Annotated in this window: 19 protein-coding genes; 15 read left to right on the forward strand and 4 right to left on the reverse strand. The window is 53.1% G+C overall.

The genetic code is table 11. The features are described from left to right. Positions 1-4: 4 nt before the first annotated feature. The 9 genes from KIH86_RS14295 (at position 5) to KIH86_RS14335 (ending at position 8,079) form a co-directional block, all read left to right on the forward strand. On the forward strand, positions 5-922 hold the full coding sequence (locus tag KIH86_RS14295; RefSeq protein ID WP_223085431.1) for a hypothetical protein: 918 nt from the start codon (positions 5-7) through the stop codon (positions 920-922). Positions 923-1,460: 538 nt separating this feature from the next. After that, positions 1,461-2,684, forward strand: a complete 1,224-nt coding sequence (locus tag KIH86_RS14300; protein ID WP_223085430.1) for a hypothetical protein — start codon at positions 1,461-1,463, stop codon at positions 2,682-2,684. Between the two features lie 104 nt (positions 2,685-2,788). Next, the gene (locus tag KIH86_RS14305; protein WP_223085429.1) at positions 2,789-3,148 is read left to right on the forward strand and encodes an ArsR/SmtB family transcription factor; all 360 of its coding nucleotides are present in this window, start codon (positions 2,789-2,791) and stop codon (positions 3,146-3,148) included. A 19-nt stretch (positions 3,149-3,167) separates the two neighbouring features. Further along, entirely contained in the window at positions 3,168-3,989 is an 822-nt protein-coding gene (locus tag KIH86_RS14310; RefSeq protein ID WP_223085428.1) for an N-acyl homoserine lactonase family protein, read from the forward strand. A 22-nt stretch (positions 3,990-4,011) separates the two neighbouring features. Then, positions 4,012-4,608 (forward strand): NAD-dependent epimerase/dehydratase family protein, encoded by a 597-nt coding sequence (locus KIH86_RS14315; RefSeq protein ID WP_223085426.1) that lies wholly within the window; start codon positions 4,012-4,014, stop codon positions 4,606-4,608. Between the two features lie 233 nt (positions 4,609-4,841). Next, a complete protein-coding gene (locus KIH86_RS14320; RefSeq protein ID WP_223085425.1) occupies positions 4,842-5,324 on the forward strand; it encodes a DUF6323 family protein in 483 nt (160 codons plus the stop codon). After that, the gene (locus KIH86_RS14325) at positions 5,321-6,709 is read left to right on the forward strand and encodes a DUF6179 domain-containing protein (RefSeq protein ID WP_235775418.1); all 1,389 of its coding nucleotides are present in this window, start codon (positions 5,321-5,323) and stop codon (positions 6,707-6,709) included. The genes KIH86_RS14320 and KIH86_RS14325 overlap by 4 nt, the downstream gene beginning before the upstream one ends. Positions 6,710-6,774: 65 nt before the next feature. Beyond that, positions 6,775-7,263: a pyridoxamine 5'-phosphate oxidase family protein gene (locus KIH86_RS14330; RefSeq protein WP_223085423.1), complete on the forward strand. Its 489-nt coding sequence runs from the start codon at positions 6,775-6,777 to the stop codon at positions 7,261-7,263. 273 nt (positions 7,264-7,536) lie between these two features. After that, on the forward strand, positions 7,537-8,079 hold the full coding sequence (locus KIH86_RS14335; protein ID WP_223110524.1) for a hypothetical protein: 543 nt from the start codon (positions 7,537-7,539) through the stop codon (positions 8,077-8,079). Between the two features lie 272 nt (positions 8,080-8,351). On the opposite strand, the gene KIH86_RS14340 is transcribed toward KIH86_RS14335, so the two are convergent. Beyond that, on the reverse strand, positions 8,352-10,322 hold the full coding sequence (locus KIH86_RS14340) for a glycoside hydrolase family 127 protein (RefSeq protein ID WP_223085414.1): 1,971 nt from the start codon (positions 10,320-10,322) through the stop codon (positions 8,352-8,354). A gap of 132 nt (positions 10,323-10,454) precedes the next feature. Here KIH86_RS14340 and KIH86_RS14345 point away from each other — a divergent pair, with 132 nt between their 5' ends. Then, positions 10,455-11,273 (forward strand): helix-turn-helix transcriptional regulator, encoded by an 819-nt coding sequence (locus tag KIH86_RS14345; RefSeq protein WP_223085411.1) that lies wholly within the window; start codon positions 10,455-10,457, stop codon positions 11,271-11,273. Between the two features lie 15 nt (positions 11,274-11,288). On the opposite strand, the gene KIH86_RS14350 is transcribed toward KIH86_RS14345, so the two are convergent. After that, positions 11,289-11,657: a hypothetical protein gene (locus KIH86_RS14350; protein WP_223085409.1), complete on the reverse strand. Its 369-nt coding sequence runs from the start codon at positions 11,655-11,657 to the stop codon at positions 11,289-11,291. Positions 11,658-12,089: 432 nt separating this feature from the next. Between KIH86_RS14350 and KIH86_RS14355 the strand changes: the two genes are divergently transcribed. Together KIH86_RS14355 and KIH86_RS14360 are read left to right on the forward strand one after the other, a co-directional pair. Beyond that, a complete protein-coding gene (locus tag KIH86_RS14355; protein ID WP_223085407.1) occupies positions 12,090-16,949 on the forward strand; it encodes a LamG-like jellyroll fold domain-containing protein in 4,860 nt (1,619 codons plus the stop codon). 193 nt (positions 16,950-17,142) lie between these two features. Beyond that, complete coding sequence (locus KIH86_RS14360; RefSeq protein ID WP_223086062.1) at positions 17,143-18,042, forward strand: aldo/keto reductase; 900 nt, start codon at positions 17,143-17,145, stop codon at positions 18,040-18,042. Between the two features lie 134 nt (positions 18,043-18,176). On the opposite strand, the gene KIH86_RS14365 is transcribed toward KIH86_RS14360, so the two are convergent. After that, positions 18,177-19,253 carry a M42 family metallopeptidase gene (locus KIH86_RS14365; RefSeq protein ID WP_223085405.1) on the reverse strand — a complete coding sequence of 359 codons (1,077 nt, stop codon included), beginning with the start codon at positions 19,251-19,253 and terminating at the stop codon, positions 18,177-18,179. 426 nt (positions 19,254-19,679) lie between these two features. Between KIH86_RS14365 and spoVAC the strand changes: the two genes are divergently transcribed. Genes spoVAC through spoVAE form a run of 3 tightly spaced genes read left to right on the forward strand, consistent with a single transcriptional unit; the run spans position 19,680 to position 21,510 of the window. Further along, a complete protein-coding gene (gene spoVAC / locus KIH86_RS14370; RefSeq protein WP_407672283.1) occupies positions 19,680-20,132 on the forward strand; it encodes a stage V sporulation protein AC in 453 nt (150 codons plus the stop codon). Further along, the gene (gene spoVAD, locus KIH86_RS14375) at positions 20,129-21,163 is read left to right on the forward strand and encodes a stage V sporulation protein AD (protein ID WP_223085402.1); all 1,035 of its coding nucleotides are present in this window, start codon (positions 20,129-20,131) and stop codon (positions 21,161-21,163) included. Before spoVAC ends, spoVAD begins: the two co-directional genes overlap by 4 nt. Then, positions 21,160-21,510, forward strand: coding sequence for a stage V sporulation protein AE (gene spoVAE / locus KIH86_RS14380; protein WP_223085401.1), 351 nt, complete (start codon positions 21,160-21,162; stop codon positions 21,508-21,510). The genes spoVAD and spoVAE overlap by 4 nt, the downstream gene beginning before the upstream one ends. 100 nt (positions 21,511-21,610) lie before the next feature. Here spoVAE and KIH86_RS14385 read toward each other — a convergent pair whose 3' ends face one another. Continuing rightward, positions 21,611-22,324 (reverse strand): DinB family protein, encoded by a 714-nt coding sequence (locus KIH86_RS14385; RefSeq protein ID WP_223085400.1) that lies wholly within the window; start codon positions 22,322-22,324, stop codon positions 21,611-21,613. Positions 22,325-22,496 lie beyond the last annotated feature (172 nt).

Genomic DNA, 22,496 nt, shown 5'->3' on the forward strand with positions numbered 1-22,496 from the left:
CGCCATGATCATCTGCTCGGTGACCTGTGCAGATAATCTGCATGAGGCGAAGGTGATGGCCAGAAGGACCAAAGCTCAAATGCCATATGCCCGGGTTATCATCTGTCTTGTGGAGAGGTCGATGCATCCGGCAGCGGTCAACGTTCCCTGGTTCGACGAAGTCATTCTGGCGAAGGATTTAGGAATTCCGGACTTTGAAACCAATGTTCTTAAATACAGACTTTACGAGGCGGCAACCTCCGTTAAACCGGCCTTTCTTCATTTCCTGTTTGACCGGTATCCGGATGAGCTCAACATCGTATTCATGGATACGGACGTCATCCCTTACGCTCCATTTGATGATCTGCTGTTTGCTCTGGAATATCATAACATCCTGCTGTCGCCTCATCTTCTGGAGCCCTGCGAAGATCCGTGGAGCTATTTATGGGTAGGCGTTTATAACACCGGCTTCGTGGCGCTGCGGCGGTCGGAGGAAACGATGCAATTTCTGGAATGGTGGGAGCAGCGGCTGTACCGCTACGGTTTTTATGAAGCCCCCTATTATTGTGACCAGAAATGGATCGACCTCGCACCGGCTTACTTTAACGTTACGGTCTGGAAGCACCCGGGGTACAATGTCGCCTACTGGAATTTGCATGAGTCCGGCCGGAAGATTATTTCGGCACATAACGGGTACTATGGGCTTGAACAGGATCTCCCATTCGTATGCTTTCACTATTCCGGAATGGGCAAGGCTCTGAAGCATTATATGGAGATGTACATTCCCGATCACGGAAATAGTCTGTATGTACTGCTCCGGCTCTTTCAGAAAGAACTGGTCGCTATGGGGCAAGAGGAGCTGTCGCAGCTTCCCTGGAGCTATGACTATCATGCAGATGGCACTCCTGTCACAGCGGAGGAGAGAAGGAGCTATCGCGGCTAGTCTTTGATAACAATCCTGTCCTGCGAGGGGCAGGATTATTTTATGCGCTCACGAATATATGACTAGACGTATTGGATGTTCAAAATAGTTCCAAGACTGGAGATCGAAGTGATCAATATTGTTGTATTCGTCGTAATAATATTAACCATCCTGATTTTTCTGCTTTCGATATCAATAAAGCAAAAGAAATTACGGCGAAATCAAAAAATACTCATCGTAATTATCGAATGCATCTTGTTCTTAGCAATTCCATTTTCGGTCAACAGTTACTTTCTCAAGTCCTATCCGGAACATTATGAGGCACAATTTATAGATGGTTTACTGAATTACATCATTACATTTTTATCTTTGCCTATTTATGTAATTGCATTTATTGGGATCAATAGGTTCTTTAATATTGCTAAGCTTTCCCGGGTTATATATTCAATTCTGCTAATTCTAGCTGCAATAGCAATTCAGGCTGGAGCAATTTTTATCTTTGATCAACCCTATATTATCGATATTCAGGGTTGGTAGGCAGAACAGAGGGGTACGGATATTGAGTGCGTTTATTTCAAATATTCAGGTGTTCATCGGAGCCAAGAATAGCACCGAGCTGCTGGAGGAAGTAGTGCTTGCCATATCAGACAGGATTATTGGAGCAGAATACGAGGAGACGGATGATGCCGACTCAGCTAACCGTTCCCTGATTATTAACGTTTCTTCCGACAGATGGATTTCCGTCTACGATCAGAAGCTGGACGAGCAGGATATCAATGATCTGGACGAGCTTAGCCTAGCCATCTCTGCCCGTGCTGGCGTCCCGGCTGTCGGCTCCATCATTCATGACAGCGACCTGCTGATAATGCGCTTGTATAAAAGTGGAAAAACGGCCGATACCATGATCAACAATCTGGAATTGTTCAACGCGATGTCAGCGGGCAATCGTCCACGGAAACGGAACGGGCAGCCTTCGAAATGGTCGGGGGTTTGTGCGCCCGGTGTAAGTGCAACCGCATTAAAGGCGGTATGGGAGCAAGATACGGTCTTCGCAGACGAGGCTATGCTGCTGGCGGCGGAGCTACTCGCTATTCCGGTTGAAGCGGCGATGAGAGGTTTTGAGGTTGAACCGGATTCCGGGGAAGGCATGCACCAGGAGGCTCAAGCGAGGGTTTTACATTTTCGCAGCAGGATGGGCATCTCCGATGTCTTTCAGCGTATCGATGTGCCCAAATTGGCATTCACATTCGGGCATTCCTTCGCCTCGGGAGATGTTGGCATCCCGTCTATGCTAACATTCGGGTTGACCAATTACGGACAAGCCTTCACCGGCCTCAATGTTCTCATATGGGGGCCGGCTCTTGAGGAGCGGTTGATCGAATTGGAAAGCCTGGGCATCGTGTTCAGTGCCTCTAATGAAACAGACACGGAGGGGGAGTGGAGCGGCGAGCTGCAGCCGTTCCAGTTTGCAATGGTACAGAGAGAAACAGGCCAACGAATCCAGATCAACGGATACAAGTATGAGTTTTCGGAAGTCTTTTTTCCACAAGGATATATGCAGGTGCTGTATCCGGAGACGCCAGCTGAGCATAGCATCTTCAACAAGTGGAAGGAGAAGCTCCAGCTTCCGAACGGTTTGTTCCAGTTGACGTTTAGAGGGATCGGCAAGGGCAAGTCCAATTTCAATATCGCTTTTGTTCCGGGACAAACCTTGGAAGGCCAACTGGGCATGAATTTGCCGGTATATATTGGAGTCGAGCCGGACAGGGAATTAGATTTCTAGGATTATGAGATATATGTCTCGATTGTCTTTACCATTCATTTTTGGGACGAAAAACATGTTATTATGGTTCATAAGATTAAACCATTAAACCGAAAGGGACAAAGATGAATAAACAAGAACGCTTGCTAAGACTGGCCGAAGAGTTTCGTGAATGCAAAAAAGCGCTAACGGCAATCGGGGATGAGACACGGCAATCCATCATCATTGCCCTTATCGAAGGCGAAAGCGGCTGCGAACAGGGAATTCGGGTAGGTGAACTTACCCAAAGAACCCATTTGTCACGGCCTGCTGTATCTCATCATCTAAAAGTGTTAAAGGATGCCAACTTGATTGGGTTTAGTCAAGAGGGAACAAAAAATTATTACTATTTGGACATTTTGAATAGCGATATTTTCAAGCTGAAAAAACTGTTCGATAACATCGACGCATTTATTACGGATTATCAAGAAGGAGAAACAGACTAGTAAAGTTGAGGTGATTCCAATGTCCGATTCAATAAAGGTTCACATTCTGCACTGCGGTCAAGTTCAGGTTGATATCGCCGTCCCATTTAGACAACATACATGGAATCCGCTTGCTCCTGCAGGAATCTTTCGCTCAAGCAAGCATCAGGTTACAATCCCGGTTTCGGCCTATTTGATCGAGCATCCCAAAGGGCTTGTCTTAATTGATACGGGTTGGCATACCGATGTGCGCGGCGACCAGATCAAGTATTTGGGAAGAATAGGCCATAGAGTCAGCAAAGCGATTCTTCCAGAAGGACAGGCTGTTCATGAGCAGCTCCTAAGCAAGGGGATCAAAGCCAAGGATTTGGACTATGTCTTCTTGAGCCATATGGATATCGATCATACTAGCGGCCTTAAGTTAGTGAGTGAAGCAAAACAAATTTTGACCAGCGATCTGGAATGGCAGGCAGCGTCGAAAGGCGGTCTGCGCTACGTCCGGCATACATGGGCGGGAGTCTCTGTGAACACATTCACAATGCAAGCTTCGGAATATGGACCACAGCAAAGAGCTTTTGATTTATTTGGCGATGGTTCCGTTATGTTCATTCATACCCCTGGTCATTCCGTCGGCTTAACTTCAACTCTTGTACAAAGAAACGGGCAATTTCTGCTGCTGGCAGCCGATACCGGCTACGCTCAAAAATCCTGGGAGAAGATGATTCTTCCCGGATTTACGGTTAGCAAACAACAAGCCAAGGACTCCTTGCAATGGGTAAAAGAGATGAGCTTAAGGCCGGACTGCCAGGACGTTATCGCCAATCATGACCCCGACGTTAAGCCGCATTTGATTGAAGTATAAATTCAAGGAGGAGGATGGCGGAATGAAGACTGTTATTTTGCTTGGTGGCAGTGGATATATCGGAACTCATTTAGCCAAACAATGGTTATCTGTTGATTCTAATGTTCGGATAATCAGTTTGTCCCGCAGTGGCCGGCCTCATAAATCGATGACAAGTCCTGCCGATGAAAGACGGGTCGAATGGATAGCTGCGGACCTATTCAATGTGGATTCCTATATATCGAAATTGCCCGAACACGCGGACGCAATCGTTGATTTAGTCGGGACCGCAACTGCGAAAAGTGATGAGGAATTTGTGAGATTGAACGTCGGGCCTGTGAACATTATGGTCGAGCTTATGAACAGGATGCATATTCAGGCAGGATGCTATATATCAGGACGTATGGGGATGCCTTTCAAGAACAAGCCCTTTATTGCAACCAAACAAGAAGGTGAAGCTATTGCAAAAGCAAGTGGAAAAGATATCGGTATTATAAAACCAAGCCTGGTATATGGAGACCGTCCTGACGCGGTATTAATGGTTCCATTTGTGAAGGCGATGGGATTGTTCAATAGAGAATTAAAGCCTGTAAGAGTCGAACAACTCTCAAATGAAATTATTCAAATATGCAGTAACTGATCAGAACGGATATTTTGGCTGTTGCAGCACAAAAACACCCCTTATAGCAGACATTGGAAAAACCAATGAAAGCTGTAAGGGGTGTTTTTTATATAAAAAAAGAAAAGTTTCTTTGACAACAGAAGGAGTAAGTAATATATTATTATAGCATNAATAATACGAAAGTCAATGATTATTTTTGGGGAATTTATTCCCTGATAAAATGCTTGGGATCGAGAGAGGGAGGAAACCTTATGTTTTTATCGCGCCTATTCAACTCCTTGAGTAATTCGATGCAGGAACAGGCTGTAATCCAGATCCTTGAGCTGAATGAGAAGACCAAGGAATATGGGCTTGTCCTGTCTCCAGATGAAGCAAGGCAAATGATCGTTGCCCGGAATCAGGTGCTTCATAACTATGGGCGCGTGGAATTGAGCATTGAAGTGACCAAGGAGCTTATTGAGGTTTTTTCCGAATCTCCCCACATGCGTGAAGAAGATTATGCTTCTACATTGAACGAGCTGCATGAAGTTTTTTACAATCTCAAGAATGAAACCGAGGACAAAATCGGCGACTCCAGATTGATCGAACTGATGAGGGAGCTTTATGACGAAGACTGCGGAGGCTCTCTGGACTTGTTGAAGAGCAAGCTTGAAGAGTATGCCGAAGTTTTTCGGAGAGAGGTGCAGATGAAAGAGGCCAAAGCCATGCTTGAAGGAGATGACAAAACAACTTGAACCGAAACAATCTCAAGCAAAATCAATATACGGTATCGCTTATGATTGAGGGGCATCGAACCGGACTGCTGACCAATCAGGAGATTTACGGCATTCAGAGCAAGCTGATGCTTCTCCTGCAGAATCTGATCAAGCGCTATACTCAGGGGGAGAGCTCTTCGGTTACAGCAGAGACGGCGGAAGACATCTTCACCTCTATGCTATATGCAGTAGATGCATACTTTCATAGCCTGGAATCGCCCGAGGAGGCGGTTACCTATCTAAAAACGGCTGAAATTCCAAGACTCTATGAACAAGGTGTCGAGACAGTAAGCAGATGCTTTGAAGAGACCAAGCGGCTGTATGGCATAATCAGAAAAAACAAGCTCGATGTACCAGTGGATGCCTACAACATGACCATAGACGAGTCTGTGCCCGTTTTTATGAAGAAATACGAAATCCTTTTTGAGGCTCATAACACGATGGCCAGCATTGATTATCCACTTGCGATAGACGATATGCGGCTACAGGGTGTCTTTTACATGAAACAATATTTGGAGCGGCTTCATATGGAGACGGAATTTATTCAGCTGTTCGAACACGAAGACCTTCTGGATACGCTGGTGAATTTCGGGAGAGTGTGCAGGTTTGATTACCGGATCGAATTGTTCAATATGTATGAGCTGATGCTGAATAATGCGGTCTTTTCCACTTTGTCCGGCATGGAGGCAGGTCAGGTCAGAATTTCAGCCTATCAATTTGAACAGTTGGAGCGGGTATTGACGCAAGCGCCTCCAGAGCAAATTCAATTCATCATCCAAGAGGCGGTACACCGTCTCCAGAATGAGCTGCAGATCGGCAGTCGGCATCTGAGAGAATACATGAATCAGTGCAGTACCGGACTGGTGCAGCGGGTCGTCCATGCGGCCAATTCCCGCAGTCTGCAGGCGGTAATCATTACCCGGCAGGAGGAGAGAATCAAGCCTGTAGAATTCTCATTAAACCCGGAAGACCGGATGACCGACATTGAGCTTCGAAAATTGCTGGCTGAAGTCATGGAATGTGAAAATAAAGAAGACAAGGCCCGGCTAATTAAATCCCGGCTGTATTCGCTTCATGATTATTTGGATGTTCTGGAATCGGATATCCTTTACGGAGATGAGTATGAGGCGCTTTTTGACCTTTTCGGCGACATGGAACTCGCTATTCTGGCGAAAATCGTTCTGTACGAGGAACTGCGGAGCGGTTCTCTGGATTTTCAAGCCATAGTGTCAGTGCATGAAGGAAGCGATGAGGAATGGAAGACCCGCTACATTGCATTTATGCAGGGGGTGAGTCCAGAGCGTCTTCGGGTTATCGGGCAGCTTATCGAAATCATTGATTATGAAGCAATTAAGTTCTATTAATGGTTAATATATGGTATGGGTTTGGGTAAGCTAACCTATAATCCGGAAGAAACGAGGCGATAAGCATGTCTGATTTGAACAAGAGTCACCAGGAGGCAGTTAAGACGGTTCGTGAGCTGATCAAGGGCATCGATACGGCGATGTTCACAACGATTTCGGACGAAGGGCTCGTATCCCGTCCCATGAAGACACAGGAAGTCGAATTTGATGGGGATTTATGGTTCCTCACCAAGAAGGATACCAGCAAGTTCGATGAAATTCTGCATGATCCCAGAGTAAATGTCGTGTATGCCGACAAATCCTTTGTCTCGATTCGCGGCACGGCCAAGATTGTAGAGAATGTGGTGAAGAAAAAGGAATTTTGGAATGCAGGGTACGAAGCCTTTCTTAAGACCGGCTATGATGACCCTGATGTCATTTTGATCCAGGTGCATGCCGAAGCAGCTGAATATTGGAAGAGCGGGAATCTGGCCGAGAAAGCGACTTATTTGTTCAGACGAATTACGAACCAGGATACGGAGCGATCGAATCTTAACCAGACCGTTGAATTATAGCGAAAATTCGAATCTGCCGGCTTCCGGCAACGGACAAAGTCCTTCACTTGGATGTGAGGGTTTTGTCCTTTTTTTTGGAATTCAAGTGCGGTCATGCGAACCCTGGAAGCGTTATGGAGTGGGTTTTTGCCGAAATAATACGAACGATAGACCTTTTTTTGCTGAAATAAGTTTTTTTGAGCATTTCTTCCATAATTTATTTGGTATAATCAGAGATAAGCCAAGTGAATTTCAGAGTGAATGGTGGGAATTGCCGCAATGGACCGGTTGGTTATGAAAAAAATATTAATCGTCGCCCTCCCTTTATTCATCTTTGTAGGGTTGATCACCTTGATTCATCTCAGAACTACCGAACTGAACGATTCCTGGGGCAAGGTGGAGCTTCTGGAGGACGGAAGAGTCTGCCTGTATAACGGGAAGCGATACATAAACGAGACGGAGCATTTCACTGCCCGGGTCCTCGGGGAGAGGCTGAGCGAAGCGAAGCGGGTAACCGTCTATGAAGTTCCGGGAATGAATACCGGCAGCTGGCTGGCTGTAAGCTCCGGATCGGAAGAAGTCCTTATATACAAGGAAGAGCATACCCCCGATCTGAGTCTGGAGGCGTTCAGTCCGACATCCGTTGAGTTTAACGGGAACGGGCAGTTTTGCAGAGACCCCTCAATTCTGTCCGCGATTATGGACGCCGCCAATAAGGGAGGGCCATTGCCTCAATTGATCCAGAAGTGGCTTACGGCCCGGACGAAGATCGCTGCAATTACTTCTGTCAGCCTGTATTCCGACAAATATCCGGCTCTGATCTACAAGCCCTTCTAGCATGGGTTGGAGTCGCTGTTGTTGAACAGGGCGATAGAAGCGGCGCAGCGGGAAGCTCTCTTAGGCGTGGACTGGGCGTGAATTCCCGCCTTTTAACCGTCCGCTTCCGGGTTGCTTCGGCTGCAATAGACAAGACCTTGGCGAACACGCCAAGGTCTTGTCTATTATAAGGAAAGCTTGCGATATCCCAACATCCATCCAACATTCTGTTGTCGAGAAGGAAGCCCGGGCAATCGCAGAGGCTTGGAGCCTGACTAGCGTACAGGGCCGGCTCAGGGTTCTTCCCGAATCCAGAGAAGCATTTCGCCTGGAGTCCGGTTGCCCCACAGCGTATAAGGAACGGCGGTCAGCTTCACGGACTGCTTGACCGGGCCTGCTGCGCTGTACAGCGCCTCCGGATCGTCTCCCATGGTCAGCCGGCAGCCTTCCGCTTCCAGGTGAACGATGCCATCGCGCCATCCGCCGACTACCTCGCGAATATCGGAATCCGCCTTCAGACTCAAGGAAGCGAGCGGCGCGCCGTTGTCCTGTTCCTCGAAGCAGTAGACGAGCGGTCCGCGCTGCAGGGCGGTTCTTCCGGCATTCGCCCGGAGATTCGGGTTGGCATACACGCGATGGGGCTGCATACCCAGCGTCACTGCATAGCGGTCGCCTTCCTTCCAGCTCCGCTTCAAATAGGCATAACCGTTCCGGATTTCCGGCGTCACGGGCTCTCCATTCAGCGCGAAAGTGCAGCTTGAAGTCCAGGAAGGAATGCGTACGGCAAGTGTGAATTCCGCAGCACCTTCAACCGGGCCGATCGTGAGCGCGGCATCGCCATGCCAAGGCAGGCTGCTGTCCAGTCTGACGGACAAGCGCGTCCGGTCCAGCTCAACGCTGGCCTCGCTTCCGATGTACAGATGAGTGTACAGGGTGTCGGATGATGAGGTGAAGATATACTGCCCCAGCGAAGTCAGCAGTCTGGCGACGTTGGGCGGACAGCAAGCGCAGCCGTACCAGGGCTGACGGACTGCCTTGATGTGATGCTTGTCCGGATTCTTCTGGCTGGCTTCAGGCCATACCTCCAGCGGATTGACATAGAAATAATGCTTCCCGTCTCCCGCCATGCCGGCAGTCACGGTGTTGTACAGCGCGCGCTCCATAACATCTCCGTACTCGCCCTTCACTTCCGCCTGAAGCATCCGGCGAGCGAAGAAGATCAAGCCGATGGAGGCGCAGGTCTCGGAGTAGTTGGTGTCATTCGGCAGGTCGTAATCAAAGGTGAAGGCTTCTCCCTGGTGAGTGGAGCCGATGCTTCCGTTGATATACATCTGCTTATGGACGGTATTGTTCCACAGGCGCCGGCAGGCTGCAAGCAGACTCTCATCTCCGGTGCGCAGAGCCAGATCCGCCATCCCGGTGTACATATACACCGCACGCACGGCATGGCCGGATGCAACCTCCTGCTCACGGACAGGCTTATGAGCCTGGAGATAATCGAGACCTTGAGGCGTCTTCTGAACGACGCCGGGAGACCAGTGCGAGATGCGTCCGCGAGCTTCCCACTCTTGAAGGAAGAAGCTTGGCTCCTGCCCGCGTTCCTCGATCAGGAAGGACGCCAGCTTCAGGTAACGCGCTTCGCCGGTGATGTCGTAGAGCTTGACGAGCGCAAGCTCGATTTCCTGATGGCCGTCATAGCCGCGAATCTTACCGGGTTCCGGACCGAATCGGCGGTCGATATGATCGGCCATTTTGATTGCGACCTCCAGCAGTTCTCTTTTGCCGGTTCCCTGGAAGTAAGCAACGGCTGCTTCAATCAGATGGCCAGCTGAATACATTTCGTGGCAGTCCATCAGGTTCGTCCAGCGGTTGCCTGGCTCCGCAAGTGTGAAGTAGGTGTTGATATATCCATCCTCGGCCTGGGAGGCGGCAATGAGCTTGATCGCTTCGTCGGCAATCCGTTCCAGATCCTCGTCCGGATTCAGGGCCAGCGAATAGCCGACAGCCTCCAGCCATTTGTACAAATCGGTGTCCTGGAAGACCCATCCTCCGAATTCGCCCTGATCAAGTCCTGCGGCGATCCGGAAGTTGGAGATGGCATGGCTTGGCTCGGCGCCTTCAATCCGGTCGTTAAGCGCTTCCCATTGATAAGGAATGACGGTGTTCCGGACGAGATTCACGTAAGGGGTCCAATAAGGGTCATGCAGGGTGACGTTCTTCAGGTGTAAAGTTTTGGCAACGGATGTTTGCTCGGTACGGTTCATTTCTTCATCCTCCATTATGATGAAATCGTCTTCTGGCAACATCATAATGGATTGGGGATCGTTTGTCGGTAGAGCTTAAGGTATAATAGGTGTCAAAAAATGACCTCATATGAAAAAGGAGACTCAACCGAAATGAATCATCTGCCACTGTATTTGAAGAAGCCTTACCGCTTCCTGAGGGGCGGGCAGTTCCTCTCGGACGAAGCCTGGTCGCATACAGACCGGACTATTGAAGACTTCGAACTGATCATCGGCGTATCCGGGACGGTGTTTATGGAAGCGGATGGCTTAATGTACGAGGTGAAGGCCGGGGATATCCTGATTCTGAAGCCGGGCGTAAGGCATAGAGGGTACAGGCTCTCTTTGCCGGGCGTATCGTTCTACTGGTTCCACTTTCTGTTCGCAGAGGAGACGGAGGGAGATCCCGCCGGAAGAATCCCGTCATATGCAGCTTGTCCCAAGCCGAGCCGGGTGCATATCCTGGCCCGTCAGCTATTGGACGCGGCAAGCGGAGGATATGCGATCGGGAGGGCGGGAGACTATTTTCTGACCTCGCTATTGATCGAGCTTGCGGAGCAGCTGCAGGATCAGGGCGGCATGCCTGCGCTGGACCCTCAGCTGCCGAAGCTGCTCGAATGGACGCGTCTGCATGCGCTGGACCCTCATATTTCAGTGGAGCGGATCGCGGAAGCGATGGGGTACAACAAGGATTATCTGTCACGGATGTTCAAGCGGAGATTCGGTTCGGGGCTGCTCTCCTATATTCACAGAATCCGGCTGGAGGCGGCAAAAGAGGCGCTGACAGGCACGAATCTCCACATCAAGGAAGTGGCCGCGGCTGTGGGCATTGATGATGACAAGCAGTTCGCCAAATGGTTCAAACGTCAGGCTGGTGTGACGCCGACCGAGTACCGCAGGGCATTCAGCCATACGCGGCTCAATAACAGCTGAAGCAGCGCGGAACGCTTAGTCCCCGCCGCCGCCACCGCCGGAATCTCCTCCTCCACCGAAATCGCCGCCGCCCGAATGGCCGCCGGTGTCACCGAAGCTGTGACCGCCATGGGAATGGCCGCCGAAATCGCTATATCCGCCGCCGGAATGATGATGCGTTTGGGAGCTTTGGCCGTCATGGTCGCTATGATGTTTGTGTCCGTGAGAGGGGGACTCCCCGTTCCCTGTGGAATCAAACAGCTCCGGATTCGAGACGGCGAACATGTTAGCGTCTCCATCATTGGACCGTTTGCTTCCCGCCTGCTTGCCGTGACCGTCCCGGCGAACAATTGAGCTAACAAGCATAAAGGCAATGACGACAATAAAAATAAGGCCGATGCTCATAAAAGGCATTCTCCTCCTGCAATTGAAGTATCTAGATTATACCAGTGTCCGGCGAGTCAAGAAAGGCGGAAAAGACGATAAGTGAAGAAGTTATGCCAAAGTGAGCATGAGTGCCGAGATCTGGGGCATATACCAAATCGTTCTCCAATTATCGATTTTATTTTAAACATACATGAAATAATTTATAAGACCGAAAAAATCAAATTGACAAAAACGGCAGGTCGTCAGTAAAATAAGAGCGTCAAATATAATCCGTTTAAATCAATTTAGTATTTTGTGAACTAAAATGAGGAACGGTTTTTATTTTACTGTTTTGTGTAAGCGTTTTATCGAGAGACGGAAATTCAAGGTCGTTCTTTTTCTTACTGAGGATTGAGCGGCAGGTTTCGTTTCGCTAAAATCAGGATTTTTGAAAGAGGAGGATTTATGAGGGTGACAAGAGCAACCAACAAATTCGCGGCCGCCATTCTCTCGGCAGCTCTGCTGGTTCCGTCATGGGGGCTTCCGGCTTCTCCGGCATCTGCCGCTTCGGCGGGAAGCGCCGGTCAGAAGGTAGAGGCCGGACCTGCGGATTACAGCGGACATTGGGCACAGAGCGATTTTCAGGCATGGGTGCAAAAGGGACTCATTGCCGGTTATGGCGGCGGAGTCTACAAGCCGGATCAGCAGATTACACGGGGAGAATGGATGGCGCTGATTAACCGGGCGTTTCAATTTCAGAGCAAGTCGCCGGTCAGTTTCCGTGACGTTGCTGTCGGCAGCAAGTATGAGGCCGATATTCAAAAAGCGGTTGCCGCCGGATATGCGGGCGGCCACGATGACGGAACGATCCGGCCGGAGGCCCCGGTCAGCCGTCAGGAAGCGGCTGTTATGCTGGTGCGGTTATTCAAGCTGAAGGAGGGAAGCTCATCCGTATTGCCCAGCGATGCGGCGGATCTGCCTTCCTGGAGCCGGAGCGCTGTTCAGACTCTGTTGGGCGAGAAATATGTAAACGGTTACGAAGATGGAAGCTTCAAAGGAAGCCGCAGCCTCACCCGGGCTGAAGCGCTGCGGATGATTGACGGAATCGCCGGTGAACTGTTCGTGTCAAGCGGCGATTACAGCGGCATCAGCGCCCGGAATGCGGTCATTGGGGCCGCGGGTGTAAGCCTGAAGGATGCCGTCATTCCGGGCAATCTGTATGTGACCGAAGGCGTCGGAGACGGCACCGTGCTGCTGGATCATGTGAAGATCGGCGGCACCTTGTATGTCAACGGCGGCGGAGAGCATAGTGTGCTGCTTACGGATTCATCCGCTACCGCCGTGGTGGTGAATAAAGCGGGCGGCAGTGTCCGGATCGCAGCGGGCGGCTCGACTGTGGTCGGTGACGTCTATGCCCACTCCGGCGTCAAGCTTGAGGAGCTGTCCGGCCTTTCGGGCACCGGCTTCGGCAGCGTCGTCGTCGAAGGCAGTCTTCCGGCCGGCTCGACGGTTCAGCTTAGCGGAGGCTTCGACCATGTGCGCGTCAACGCCGCCGGCCAGCCGCAGCTGTATCTGTCCAGCGGGAGCATCGCGCAGGCCGCGCTGGACAGCGGTTCGACGATCCGCGTGGATGCCGGAACCGTCATCGGCAGCCTGAGCGTCGGCTTCGACGGCATAGTTGTCGTCCAGGGCGGCGGCACTGTAAATGTCGATGAAGGCTCCAGGAGCCGTGTCCGGTTTGAACAGGCGGCTGTAACAGCTTCGCCAGCTTCTTCCGTGCCGGAAGGCTCTGCTGCCGAACCGCAGCCTTCGGCTTCACCTGAGGCATCGGCAGCTCCGTCGCAGGCGCCGACACCGTCTGCCGGAGAGACGACGCCAACACCGACGCCAGCCGGAGAGGCAACCCCGGCACCGACGCCGACATCGGCGGCCACACCAACTCCAAGTGCAGCAGCTTCGCCTTCCGCAGCTCCTGCCGAGACGCCGACACCGGCTCCGCAGTTCACGAATGTGTCGGTCCATGATCCTTCCATTGTGAAGGACAACGGCGTCTACTATGTATTCGGTTCCCATATCGAAGCGGCCAAGTCTTCCGATCTTCTGAACTGGACCAAGTTCACCAACGGCTATACGACGCCGGGCAACGTTCTGTTCGGCGACCTGCCCGAGAATTTGAAGGTTCCCTTTGCATGGGCGGGCGAGAACGACGCCGACAGCAAGGGCGGCTATTCGGTCTGGGCGCCTGATGTGTTCTACAACAAGGATTACGTCAACGCCGACGGCTCGAAGGGGGCCTATCTGATGTATTTCTGCACCTCTTCGACGTACATCCGTTCCGCGATCGCTTTTGCCGTCTCGCCTAACATCGAGGGACCTTACACGTATGCGGGAACGCTTGTCTATTCCGGCTTCACGAAGAACAGCGCGACGGATGCAGACAGCACGGTGGACAAGAAATGGACCAACACGAATCTTTCATCGCTGATCGGCGAAGGCAAGCTGAGCGGGGTGAACGACAGCTGGTTCAAGTCGGACGGCTCCTATGCCAATTCCACGTATCCGAACGCGATTGACCCCGGCCTGTTCTATGACAAGGACGGCAAGCTCTGGATGACCTACGGCTCCTGGTCGGGCGGCATCTTCGTGCTTGAAATCGACCCGGCGACCGGTCTGGCACAGTATCCCGGCCAAGACGGCAAGACATCCGACGGACGTCTGATCGACCGGTATTTCGGAACGAAGATTTCCGGCGGCTACGGCCAATCGGGGGAAGGCCCATTTATCGTCTATGACAAGAACAACGGCTACTACTATCTGACAGTCTCCTATGGCGGATTTGCGGCAGGAGGCGGTTACGATATGCGGCTGTTCCGTTCCGTGAATCCGGACGGTCCTTATGTGGATGCGCTGGGACAGAGTGCGGTGCTGAGCAGCTCCAAGGGACTCGAGGATCACGGGATCAAGCTGATTGGCGATTTCCTGTACAGCAATCTGAACGCAGAGGCGGATTTCCCCGCTTACGGCTATGTGTCGTCCGGCCATAATTCTCTCCTGATTGACGACTCCGGCAGCATGTTCAACTTCTTCCACAGCCGTTTCCCTTATCGGGGGGAAGCGCATGAAGTGCGCGTGCACCAGATGTTCATGAATGAAGACGGCTGGCCCCTGCCCGGTCCTTTCCGGTATGCAGGCGAACAAGCCGACAAAGTAACGGTGGATGAAATCGCCGGTTCTTATCAATTCGTTAACCATGGCAAGGACATTGCCGAAAGTGGCATCGAACCGACAGTAGCGGTCGAGCTTAACGCCGACGGCACGGTATCGGGAGCGGATGTTACCGGCACCTGGGAGCTTAAGGGAGATTATTATGCGAACCTTCTGCTGAACGAAACGATCGACGGCATACCGGTGCAGTCCTTGTACAAAGGCGTTTTCGTGAAAATGTGGGACCCCACCAGACAGTCCTATGTCATGGCTTTCACCGCCATGTCGGATGCGGGCCGGGTCGTATGGGGCAGCCAGATTGAAACATTGAGCGATCGGCAGCTGGCTGAGCATATCGCCAATCTGATTAATATTGGAGACACAAGCAAGGTGTATAAGAATCTCACTCTTCCGTTGGAAGGCGTCCGCAATTCGGTCATCTCCTGGACATCCTCGAATGAGAGCATCGTGTCTTCAGATGGAACCGTTAACCGTCCGGCAGCAGGCAGTGGAGATGCCGTTGTGGAACTGACAGCGGCGGTAACCGTGGACTCCGCTTCAGTGAGCAAGACCTTCACATTGACGGTGCTTCAGAAGAGTGCCAATCCGCTGGAGGACGGCTTGATTGCAGCCTATGACTTCGAGAGCAATCTGAACGAGCAGGCCGGACGCACCGGCGCGGGAAGCATAACCGGCGGCCGGATTGACGCGGCCGGTGGAGACATTTCTTATGGAACGGGAGTCAGCGGTCAAGCCGCCGTGTTCAACGGAGACTCGGGGGTTCGTCTGCCGGACGGTCTGATTGACGGCAGCGCCTACACCGTCAGCCTGTGGCTCAATCCGGATCAGCTGACGGCATTCACAACCGCCTTCTTCGGCGCCAAGACTACGAACAATTGGCTGAGCCTGCTGCCTTACGGCAACGGAACCGCCCATACTCTGCTCTGGTTCGGCAGCGATGCCTGGCTGTCGGCAGACAGCGGTCTGCAAATTCCGGCGGGATCATGGAGCAACGTGACTTTTACCTATGAGAACGGATCAGTTGCTCTGTATGTGAACGGTGTGAAGAAGTACACCGGAACGAACTTCACAAACATTTTTACGGATGAGACCGGTGTATTCGGACTTGGTGTCAATTACTGGGATACCCCGTATAAGGGCAAGATGGACTCCCTTCGCGTCTATGAACGCGCTTTATCCGCCGAGGAAGCGGGCTGGCTGGTAAACGGAATGCCCGATCTGGCGGTCAAGGTTTCGAGCATTGCGCTCGAAGCGTCCTCCAGGAAGCTTGCGGCAGGTGTCAGCTACACGCCATCCGCGTCAATTCTTCCGGCCAATGCCGGCGATCCGTCCCTGGTCTGGAGCTCGGATCATCCCGAAATCGCTTCGGCTGATCCTGTGAGCGGCAAGGTAACCGGAGTATCGCCGGGAACAGCCGTCATTACAGCAACGGCTGCCGACGGCGGCGGAGCTGCCGCGAGCTTCACCGTCACCGTGGATAACGGAGAGATCGCCTATTATGCGTTCGATGGCGCTTTGAATGATTCCTGGAGCCTTGCGGGCGAGGGTGCATCCATCGGGAACAGACTGAACAGCAGTACAGTCGGCAGCGTCACCTATGGCGCAGGGGTCAAAGGCCAGGCGGCGGTCTTCGATGGAACCTCCGGCATCCGCCTGCCGGATGGGTTGATCGAAGGCAATGTGTATTCCGTATCGATGTGGCTGGACCCCGCCGCACTGACCGCCTACACCACAACCTTCTTCGGCGCACAAACTACGGACAGCTGGATCAGCTTCCTTCCCGCGAGCGGCGAAGGCAAGACGAAGCTGTGGTCGGGCACTGCCTGGTATGATGCCGAGACGGGAATAGCCATTCCGGCGAATCAATGGACGCATGTCGTCTTCACAGTGAATAACGGCAGCGTCAAAGTGTACATCAACGGGGTGGAGAAATTCTCGGGCACGGGCTTCCCGGATATTTTCAAGAATGCCTCTGCCCGTTTTGGCCTCGGAGTCAACTACTGGGATACGCCATATCAAGGCAAAATCGACGAATTGAAAATCTACCGTAAAGCACTTACGGCGGTGGAGGTTCAGCAGGAATACAGCTCGGTCATGATTCCGTAAATCATCAGCGGTCTCCGGTACAGCCGGAGGCCGCTTTTTCATCCTTTGGCATACTTCTTCTGGAATGTTAAATTTATGTAAAAAAATGGCTGGGTCATTTACGTCCCAAAACGGGTATAAAACCTTGGGCTGTATCTAGTCGGGGTAAGTGGGAGAGAACAGTACTATCCACAAAAAGGAGACGATATTCATGATGAATTCCTTGAACGGAGCACGCAAGCAGGAGATTGAAGCGGCGAATGCAGCCCGCCGGGTCAAGCTGCCGGACGGCACACTCGTGTCCGCGATCGGCCAGGGAACCTGGAATATCGGGGAGAACCCGGCATACAGAGAGGAAGAAATCGCCGCTCTGCGGCTCGGTGTCGAGCTCGGCATGAATGTGATCGATACGGCTGAGATGTATGGTGAAGGCCAGTCCGAGTCGATTGTGGGGGAAGCGATCCGGGGAATCCGGGAGCATGTCTTTCTCGTATCCAAGGTCTATCCCCACAATGCCGGGGCAGACCGGCTGGCGAGAAGCTGCGAGGCAAGTCTGAAGCGTCTCGGAACCGACCACCTGGATTTGTATCTCCTGCATTGGCGGGGCGATGTGCCGCTGGAGGAGACAGTGGAGGGTATGGAGCGTCTCGTCAAAGAAGGGAAGATCTTACGCTGGGGCGTTTCGAATTTCGATTCGAAAGACATGAAGGAACTGCTGGACGTTCCGGGCGGCGCGAACTGCACAACTAACCAGGTGCTCTATCACCTCGGCTCCCGGGGCATCGAAGTTGAGCTGCTTCCGTGGCAGCGGAGCAAGCTGATGCCGATTATGGCTTACTCTCCGCTGGCACAGGCGGGCGCGCTCCGCAAAGGGCTGGTATATAGCCCGGTTGTCATGGAGATTGCCGAAGCTCATGGAGTGCAGCCCCTGCAAGTTTTGCTGGCATGGAGCATCCGTGAAGGCGGTGTAATTGCAATTCCCAAAGCGTCCACAAGAGACCATGTGCTGCTGAACGCATCGGCAGGATTAATCGAGCTGTCCAAAGAGGAGAGCGTCCGGCTGAATGAGGCCTTTCCGAAGCCCGCGTTCCGTGTGCCCCTTGATGTGATATAAGATAATAAAGCTAACAAAGCCCGCGCGAGGCCTGATCAGGCTCTGCGCGGGCTTTCTTCTTGCCGTATTACGGTGCATGAATGGCGGCATAGCCGTAACACCAAATTGCTGTGTTACCGCCGGTTCCGCATCACTCAGCTCCGTTCGATAATCGTCTGCAGCGTCGTCCGGTCCAGTCCTTCGACAAGCTTGATCAGCAGCTCGCGGGCAGCATCGATGTCGTCAGTGTGGACCATCGAGGTCGAGGTGTGGATGTAGCGCGAGCAGATGCCGATAACCGCCGAAGGAACGCCGATGCCGCTGACGTGAACCTGTCCGGCATCTGTTCCTCCTCCAGGGGAGACGAAGTACTGATACTTGATCTTGTGGGTATCCGCCATGTCCTGCACATATTCGATCAGGCCCCGGTGGGTAACCATGGTCGGGTCGAAGATGCGCAGCAGTGCTCCTCCGCCAAGCTGGCCGAACGCCTGGCGGTCCCCGGTCATGTCGGCGGCAGCGCTGGCATCAAGGCCGAAGAAGATGTCCGGCTGGATCAGATTGGCGGCCGTGCGGGCGCCGCGAAGACCGACTTCCTCCTGAACAGTAGCCCCGGCGTAGACGGTGTTCGGCAGTTTCTTGCCGCTCAGCGTCTTCACGAGATCGATTGCCAAGCCGACGCCGTAGCGGTTGTCCCATGCCTTGGCGAGAATCTTCTTCGGATTTTGCAGAGGGGTGAACGGACAGATCGGAACAATCTGCTGCCCCGGCTTCACGCCATAGCTCTCGGCCTCGGCGCGGCTGTCTGCGCCGATATCGAGGAACATTTTGCCGATATCTCCGGCCTTGGACCGTTCCTCCTGGCTCAGCAGATGGATCGGGGTGCTGCCGACCACGCCATTGACAGGACCATTCGGCGTAATAATCTGAAGCCGCTGGGTGGATACGGCAGCCGCAAGCCAGCCTCCAAGCGGCTGGAAGCGGATCATTCCGTTTTCAGTGATGGCGGTCACCATAAAGCCGACTTCGTCAAAATGGCCGGCAACCATAATTTTGGGCCCGTTCTCTTCGCCGCGCAGCACGCCGAACAGGCTGCCGAGACGGTCGTGAACAAATTCATCCGTGTAAGGGGACATCGCTTCCTTCACAAGCTGCCGCAATTCGCGCTCAAATCCGGGAGCAGAGGGGAATTCAGTTAAAGTTTTGAACATGTCGAGGGTTTCCTGGTTCATCTGTCTATCTCTCCTTAAATCATACTCAATCCCTAAGTATGAACCTTCGGGAAAGGCTTGTCCATTTTTAGACACCGGGGATGGAAGGCGTGAATAGAATAACAATCAGGGAGAGGTTGGGCACAACCGGAAAGGACGCGAGAGGCATGAGGAGGAGGGCCAGGGAACGGGAGGCAGTTCTGATACTCGTTCTATTTGTGCTGCTGGTGGTAATCTTGCTGTATTTTACCGGATTATTTTGAAATCGCTCCGTGAATTTATGCAAAATGCTCCTGTAATAAGGAATCCTCCTGCGGCGAACAATAAAGGAAAATCTTTTATGCGATTTTGGTCCGCAGCGCGGACCCTCGTTCGCCAAAACCATAGGAGGTGCCTTCATTGCCGGCCAATACCAAAAGCCCGGGAGTCAAGCAGCGGCTTGATTCCCTGTCGCCGGAAGCCTACAAGCAGGTTGCCAAGAAGCATGAGCCTTCCCGGCCCGTCGTCAGAAATTGTATCCGCGCCTTTCTGTCAGGCGGCATGATCTGCTTGATTGGACAAGCTATTCAGCAGATATTCATGTCCGCGTTCCATATGAGTTCCAAGGATGCGGCTAGTCCGACCGTTGCCGTGCTGATTTTCATTTCCGTCATTTTGACCTGCTTCGGGGTGTATGACAAGCTGGCCCAATGGTGCGGGGCGGGGACCGCCGTGCCCGTCACAGGCTTCGCGAACAGCATGTGCTCGGCTGCGCTGGAGCATCGCTCCGAAGGGATTGTACTGGGCATGGCGGCCAACATGTTCAAGATCGCCGGTTCGGTTATCGTCTTCGGGACCGTGGCGGCTTTCATTATCGGCATCATCTACGCCTTCATGGGACATGGAGGGGGTCATCTATGAGACAGCTCGGCAAGCAAACCTGGGAGTTTGACTCCCGGCCCGTTATTATCGGCTCCGCTGCGGTGGTAGGACCGGAAGAAGGCGAGGGGCCGCTGTCCTCCGACTTTGACTTTATTTTCGACACGCTGGAGATGGGGGAGAAGTCGTGGGAGAAGGCGGAACGGAAGCTGTTCGAGAAAAGCGCGCGCCTGGCGCTGATGAACGCCGGCATCGAGGATAAGGAGCTTGAGTTCTTCGTCGGCGGAGACCTGATGAACCAGATTATCAGCGCCACCTTCGCGGCGCGGAAGGTGGGCGCGCCTTATCTGGGCGTATTCGGCGCCTGCTCGACCTCAATGGAGAGCCTGGCGGTCGCTTCCATGATCGTGGATGCCGGGGGAGCCAAGTATGCGCTTGCGGGAACCGCGAGCCATAACTGCACGGTGGAGAAGCAGTTCCGTTATCCCACCGAGTACGGCTCGCAGAAGCCGCCGACGGCCCAGTACACGGTTACCGGCTCGGGCTGCGCGGTCATTACGCGAAATGACGGAACCCGCAGCGGCCCGCATGTCACCTCGGCCACGATCGGCAAGATTATGGATTTGGGGGTCAAGGACCCCTTCAATATGGGGGCCGCCATGGCGCCTGCCGCAGCCGATACGATAATCGCCCATTTCCGCGATACAGGGCTGTCCCCGGGACATTACGATCTTATTGTAACGGGGGATTTGGCGTCGGTGGGGCTTCCCATCGCCAAGGAGCTGCTGGCCAAGGAGGGGGTCCCCATGGAACAGACGAAATTCTCCGACTGCGGGCTCATGATTTATGACCGGGAGCGGCAGAAGTACGTGATTGCGGGCGCCAGCGGCTGCGGCTGTTCGGCGGCAGTGACGTACGGCCATCTTCTGAAGCGGCTCAAGAAGGGGCTTCTGAAGCGCATTCTGGTCGTTGCTACGGGAGCGCTGCTATCCCCCTTATCCTACCAGCAAGGGGAGAGCATCCCCTGCGTCGCCCATGCGGTTTCGCTGGAGAGCGGAGGTGAGCAGGGATGATTTATGTATGGGCTTTTGTGGTCGGAGGACTTATCTGCGTTGTGGGCCAGCTGATGATGGACGGCCTCAAGCTGACGCCGGCGCATACGATGAGCACACTGGTTGTCGCCGGAGCGGTAGCCGACGCCTTCGGATTGTACGATCCGCTGGTGAAGTTCGCCGGGGCGGGAGCGTCTGTGCCGATTACGAGCTTCGGCAATTCCCTTGTCCACGGCGCGCTGACCGAACTGGAACGCGACGGCTGGATCGGCGTGGTCACCGGTATTTTTGATATTACGAGCGCCGGGATTTCGTCGGCGATCGTCTTCTCCTTCCTGGCCGCTCTGCTGGTGCGGCCAAGAGGATGATTCGCGAAGCGCAGGACCGCCCGCCGGACACTCTCCGACGGGTTTTCTTTTGCGCCCAGCGCGGCGGAACTATTTTTACAATGAAGATAATAGGAAGGAATCAGGTCCGCCGCGGCTGTTTCTCTTTCCCGGCACGCTGAAGCGCTCCCTTAATGCGCATCGCTTTGTTTAAATGAACAAAATGATGGCGCGTGGCCGGCATCAGCATGAGTCCCCCCACGGTTTTGCCGCTCCAGTAATCGGCCAGCCAGCCCGCCTGTGGCGTCACGGCGCCTTGCTCCCGTATGCGGAGAATGCGTTCCGGCTCCACCTTTCTTCTGAACTGCCCCGGCTCCATCGACTCAACGATCTCCCGGGTCCGCCTCGCGACCGCTCTCCGGTATTCCAGCAGACCTTCCACCCGCATTTCCCTGCTTAGCTCCGCCATTTCCTCCTCAGTCATCTCATTGCCGGAATGGATGAAGCGGATTCGCATGGCATCCTGCATGCCAGCCTTCTCCAGCACCTGCCCGGCGCCGGCTACCAGCATATTCATGGCAATATCCTCGATCCGCGCACTGTGCCATAAATGCCAAATGACCGGGTTCCGGCTATCCGGGGATTGCACGGGGAAGCGACGCAGCATATCTTCCGTAATGTTCATCAGAAGCATGTCCTCATATCCGGCTCTGTTATCTCCCCCGCCGGAAGCATGCAGACGGCCGTGCAGACGCAGCAGCAGGGAGACGGACTCCCTATGCTCGCCTGGGACCAGAATCATGGCTGTCAGTCTTTTATGTTCCTCGTTCCATGTCTTGCGCTCTGTCAAATTCACGGAAAGGCCCCCCAAGTCAGACAAATTCACAACCTATCCTGTACATTTCCCCCAGACATGCGGAAAATCCTGCCGTCTGCGAAGCGGATACGTATATATGTACGTATTTTTTCAGGTTAAACTGCACTACAAATGTACTTTGCCCCTCTATATCATGTAAAATAGTAAGTAT

Origin of the sequence: Paenibacillus sinensis, assembly GCF_019904155.1 — a bacterium.
Classification (GTDB): domain Bacteria; phylum Bacillota; class Bacilli; order Paenibacillales; family Paenibacillaceae; genus Paenibacillus_AQ; species Paenibacillus_AQ sinensis.